Below are 4,547 nucleotides of genomic sequence, written 5' to 3'. Positions count from 1 at the left end.
GCCCCGCCACCTACGAAGCAATCCGACACCACCCAGTGGACCAGGTAGCCTGACCACACCTCACCGACCCTGTCCGTCAAAACGGGTCAACCCCACCCCGCGAGAGTCCCACGTTCAGAGCGCGAGAGTCCTACGTTCAGAGCGCGAGAGTCCTACGTTCAGAGCGCCTGAGTTCAACATTCGGCATACCGAGCGGTCGGTCGAGCGTTGAACTCGCGGCACCTGGACGTAGGACTCTCGCCGCGTGGAGGTAGGACTCTCGCGCTAAGGGGTGAGGCGGGTGGCGGCGGCGGCGATCCGCTCGTCCGACGCGGTGAGGGCGATGCGGACGTGCTTGTCGCCCGTCGGCCCGTAGAACGTGCCCGGCGCGGCCAGGATGCCGCGGTCGGCCAGCCAGCCGACGGTGTCCCACGCGTCCTCGCCGGCCCGCGTCGACCACAGGTACAGCCCCGCCTCGGAGTGGTCGACCGCGAACCCCGCCGCGGTCAACGCCGGCAGCAGCACGTCACGCCGCGCCCGGTACCGCTCGCGCTGCTCCGCCACGTGCGCGTCGTCGGTCAACGCCGCCGTCATGGCCGCCTGCACGGGCCGGGGCACGATCATCCCCGCGTGCTTGCGCACCTCCAGCAACGACGACACCAACGCCGGGTCACCGGTCACGAACCCCGCCCGATACCCGGCCAGGCTGGACGACTTCGACAGCGAGTGCACGGCCAGCAGCCCGTCCAGCGATCCCCCGCTGACCGAGGGCAGCAGCACGGACACCGGCTGGTCGGTCCACGCCAGCGCCAGGTAGCACTCGTCGGACGCGACGACCGCCCCCGCGGCACGCGCGTCGGCCACCGCCCGCGCCAACTGCTCCGCCGACAGCACCCGACCGGTCGGGTTGGACGGCGAGTTCAGCCACACCAGGGACGTCCCGGCCGGCGGCGGCTCACCGTCGGCCAGCCGCACGACCGACGCCCCGGCCAGCCGCGCGCCCACCTCGTAGGTCGGGTAGGCCAACGCGGGGATGGCCACCACGTCACCGGGCCCCAGGCCCAGCAACGTCGGCAGCCACGCCACCAGCTCCTTCGACCCGATGGTCGGCAGCACCGCCGCCGGGTCGAGCCCCGCGACACCGTGCCGACGCGCCAACGCCCCCACCGCGGCCTCCCGCAACGCGGGCGTGCCGTGCGTGGTGGGGTAGCCGGGTTGGTCCGCGACCGTGCCGAGGGCGTGCCGGATGACCTCCGGGACCGGGTCCACCGGCGTGCCGACGGACAGGTCGACCACACCACCGGGGTGCTCGCGCGCCTTGGCGGCGTGGTCGGCCAACGAGTCCCAGGGGAAGTCCGGGAGCCTCTTCGCGGTACCCGAGGTCACTCGTGCGACGCCTGCGGGGGGAGAGCCTTCACGAACGCGGGGTCCGCGCTGACCTTGCCGACCTTGGACGCGCCGCCGGGGGACCCCAGCTCGTCGAAGAAGTCCACGTTCGCCTTCGTGTACTCCTTCCACTCGTCCGGCACGTCGTCCTCGTAGTAGATGGCCTCGACGGGGCACACCGGCTCGCAAGCACCACAGTCGACGCACTCATCCGGGTGGATGTAGAGCATCCGGTCGCCTTCGTAGATGCAGTCGACGGGGCACTCTTCGATGCACGCCTTGTCGAGCACGTCCACGCACGGCTGGGCGATCACATAGGTCACTGCGCTCTCCTGCTCTTGTCCTGGTCCACACCGCGCAAGCCGGAGAGTACGCGGCGGAGTCGATTGTCCAACGCCCAGGCCCGCCTTATCAGCACCGTGCTCCACCTCACAGACCGCCGCTCACCTGCGCGGGGCAGGATGCTCGCGTGCAGGGAGTCACCGAGCTGGAACTGCGGTGCGCGGACGCCTGGCCGGCGCTGGTCGACCGGCCGCTCGGGCAGTGGCGGCTGCGGGCCGCGGGCGGCTTCACCGGACGCGCCAACAGCGCCCTGACCACGGGCGATCCGGGTCTGCCGATCGTCGACGCGCTGGCCGAGGTGGTCGGTTTCGCGACCTCCCACGGCATCACTCCAACCGCGCACGTGGTCGTCGGCGCACCCGCCGAGGCCGGTGTCGAGGCGGCCGGCTGGAGGGTCGACGTGGACCACCCGGGCGGGGCGGAGTCGCTGGTGATGACCGGTCGGTTGGATGGGTTCGCCACACCGAAGTCCGCCGACGTGGTCGTTTCCGACGTCCCGCTTCCCGGATGGTGGGAGCTGGCCGCGCAACCCGACCCCACCCCCGCCCAGCGGCACGTGCTCACGTCCGGCCCGGTGGTCGGCTTCGGCGTGGTCGTGCGGGACGGCGAGGTGCTGGCCGCCGTGCGCGGCGCGGTCGTCGGTGAACTGCTGCACGTGGCACGGCTCGCGGTGCGCCCCGAGGCGCGTCGGCTCGGCCTGGCACGGCGGTTGATGGGCGGTCTGGCGGCGTGGGGCCTGGACCGGGGCGCGACGACGTGCGCCCTGCAGGTGGCCGAGCACAACAGGGCCGCCATCTCGCTGTACGGGTCGCTGGGCTGCGCCGAGCACCACCGCTACCGCTACTGGGTGTCGAACCAGGCGTAGGCGGCCGTGCGGACCCGCTTCAGCGCCGATCGCTCACCGAAGTAGTCACCGACCACGCCGACGACCGGCAGCATCCCGAGGGCCTGGTGGTAGAACCGGCCGTGCGGGCGCTTGTCCAGCTCGTCCTCCAGCTTCCACAGCACCTTCGCGAGCTTCCAGATCGTCGACCCGATGGCCCGGAACGTGGACCGCTCGCGCAGCTCCCCGGTCAGCTCGGCGGTCCGCTCGTCCTCGTCCTGCCGGTCCACCGGCAGCCCGTCGACCTCGCGCTGGAACAGCACGTGCGCGAGCAGCCGCACCCGGTCCTCGGTCGAGGTGAACCCGTGCTCGCCCGCGATGGCGGACAGCAGCAGCCCCTGTCCGGCCGCGCCCAGCGCCGCCTGGATGGGCAGCCGGTCCGCCAGCGCGCCGCCGATGCCGGGCAGCGCGGCGACCAGCGACACGACCCGGCCGACCCGGTTGAGCCAGAACTCGTCGCGCTGGCGCACGTCCATGCGGCTCCACGCGGCCGTGCCGGGGACCTTCACGGCGGCCAGCTGGTCCCACAGCTTGTCCAGGAGCTTGCGGTCGGCGCCCCGCTCCGCCTCGCGGTCGCGCAGCCCGAGCAGGTTCACGTCGCGCAGCGCGTCCAGCAGCGGCCCGGTCGCCCGCACGAACGGCCGAAGCGCCCGCACCACGTCCCGGTCAGTGATCGTCTCGGGCACCGGCAGTCCTCCCCATGTGCGCGCCCACCGCGATGGCGCCGGGCAACGCGCCCCCGGCGAACAGCACCAGGGTGCGCCAGTCGTTGAGGAGTACCACGTCACCGCCCGGTCCGAACAGCCCGAACAGCAGCAGCGTGCCGACCCACACCAGCAGCGGCGACACCGCGGCGAGCGTGCGGCGCGCGTACCAGGAGGCGGCGGCCACCAGCAGCGGCGTGGTCACGACCGCCACCACGACCGTGATCGGGAACGGCAGGTCGTCCACCCGCGGCAGCAGCGTGCCGTCCATGCGCAGCGGCAGGAAGAACAGCTCCAGCACGGCGAGCACGAACGCCGCGACCCCGATGCCGACCAGCGCCAGGCGATCGCTCAATCGAGCCCTCCGAACAGGTCTGTCTCCGCACCTTCCGCGGGCCCCTTGACCAGCACGTAGTGCTCGGCCTGCACGACCGGCTGCGCGATGCCGTTGGACAGCGCGTAGGCGGCCCGGCCGGCGCCGTCCTGCCACACGCCGATCTGCGTGGAGTGCGCGCGCAACGCCCGCAGCTTCGCGACCAGGTGCTCGGAGATGTCGATCGTGGTGGTGATGGCGGCGTCGTCGGTGACCGGCAGCTCGCCCTCGGCGGGCAGCCGCCACGGCAGGTCGGGGATCTGCGCCAACGCCGCCGCGCCCGCCTCGGTGGCCGACCGGGACGTGACGGCGTGGAAGACGCGGTCCACGTCCACCGCGGCCGCCATCGTGATCTGGTGCGCCCGGATGTGGTCGGGGTGCCCGTAGCCGCCGAACGCGTCGTAGGTGACCACGACGTGCGGCTTCACCGAGGCGATGATCTCCGCCAAGGCGGCGACCTGGTCGTCGAACGAGCCGTTGACGAACGCGCGCGGGTGGTTGTTCGCTTCGACGCCCGCCATGCCGGAGTCCCGCCAGCGGCCGATGCCGCCGAGGAACCGGTGGTCGGTCACGCCCAGCGCCGCGCACGCCGATCTCAGTTCCGCGACCCGGTACCCGCCGAGCTGGTCGGCCGCGTCGGCGGCCAGTTCCCGCAGCGCGGGAGGGATGATCTCGCCCTCTTCACCGAGGGTGCAGGTGACCACGGTGACGTGCGCGCCCACCGCCGAGTAGTGGGCGATGGTGCCGCCCGTCCACAGGCTCTCGTCGTCGGGGTGGGCGTGTACCAGCAGCAACCGTGGTGGCGTGGGCGGCAGCGTGCGGGACGCCGTGCTCGGCCGGCTGTCCGGCGACCTCGACTTCACCACCGACGCCCGTCCGC

6 protein-coding genes and 1 pseudogene are annotated in these 4,547 nt (G+C 72.7%); 2 read left to right on the top strand and 5 right to left on the bottom strand.

All coding sequences use genetic code 11. From position 1 onward, the window contains the following. Window positions 1–264: 264 nt before the first annotated feature. Together dapC and fdxA are read right to left on the bottom strand one after the other, a co-directional pair. Entirely contained in the window at window positions 265–1,365 is a 1,101-nt protein-coding gene (dapC, locus tag AB0G02_RS29230) for a succinyldiaminopimelate transaminase (protein ID WP_360800077.1), read from the bottom strand. Then, entirely contained in the window at window positions 1,362–1,688 is a 327-nt protein-coding gene (gene fdxA / locus AB0G02_RS29225; RefSeq protein WP_033430540.1) for a ferredoxin, read from the bottom strand. Before fdxA ends, dapC begins: the two co-directional genes overlap by 4 nt. A gap of 146 nt (window positions 1,689–1,834) precedes the next feature. Here fdxA and AB0G02_RS29220 point away from each other — a divergent pair, with 146 nt between their 5' ends. Further along, window positions 1,835–2,572 (top strand): GNAT family N-acetyltransferase, encoded by a 738-nt coding sequence (locus AB0G02_RS29220; protein WP_360800074.1) that lies wholly within the window; start codon window positions 1,835–1,837, stop codon window positions 2,570–2,572. Here the strand turns inward: AB0G02_RS29220 and AB0G02_RS29215 are convergent. The 3 genes from AB0G02_RS29215 to mshB are packed head-to-tail and all read right to left on the bottom strand — an operon-like array spanning window position 2,548 to window position 4,482. Beyond that, window positions 2,548–3,276: a hypothetical protein gene (locus AB0G02_RS29215; RefSeq protein ID WP_360800071.1), complete on the bottom strand. Its 729-nt coding sequence runs from the start codon at window positions 3,274–3,276 to the stop codon at window positions 2,548–2,550. The genes AB0G02_RS29220 and AB0G02_RS29215 overlap by 25 nt on opposite strands. Beyond that, entirely contained in the window at window positions 3,257–3,649 is a 393-nt protein-coding gene (locus tag AB0G02_RS29210) for a hypothetical protein (protein ID WP_360800068.1), read from the bottom strand. Before AB0G02_RS29210 ends, AB0G02_RS29215 begins: the two co-directional genes overlap by 20 nt. Continuing rightward, complete coding sequence (gene mshB / locus AB0G02_RS29205; protein ID WP_360800080.1) at window positions 3,646–4,482, bottom strand: N-acetyl-1-D-myo-inositol-2-amino-2-deoxy-alpha-D-glucopyranoside deacetylase; 837 nt, start codon at window positions 4,480–4,482, stop codon at window positions 3,646–3,648. The genes AB0G02_RS29210 and mshB overlap by 4 nt, the downstream gene beginning before the upstream one ends. Between mshB and AB0G02_RS29200 the strand changes: the two are divergent. Further along, a pseudogene (locus tag AB0G02_RS29200) lies at window positions 4,472–4,547 on the top strand (hypothetical protein); the annotation flags it as partial. The gene mshB and the pseudogene AB0G02_RS29200 overlap by 11 nt on opposite strands.

It is taken from the genome of Actinosynnema sp. NPDC023658, from assembly GCF_040639995.1.
Classification (GTDB): domain Bacteria; phylum Actinomycetota; class Actinomycetes; order Mycobacteriales; family Pseudonocardiaceae; genus Actinosynnema.
Note: the sequence above shows the minus strand (reverse complement) of the source record. Positions and strands in the feature narration are given on the sequence as shown.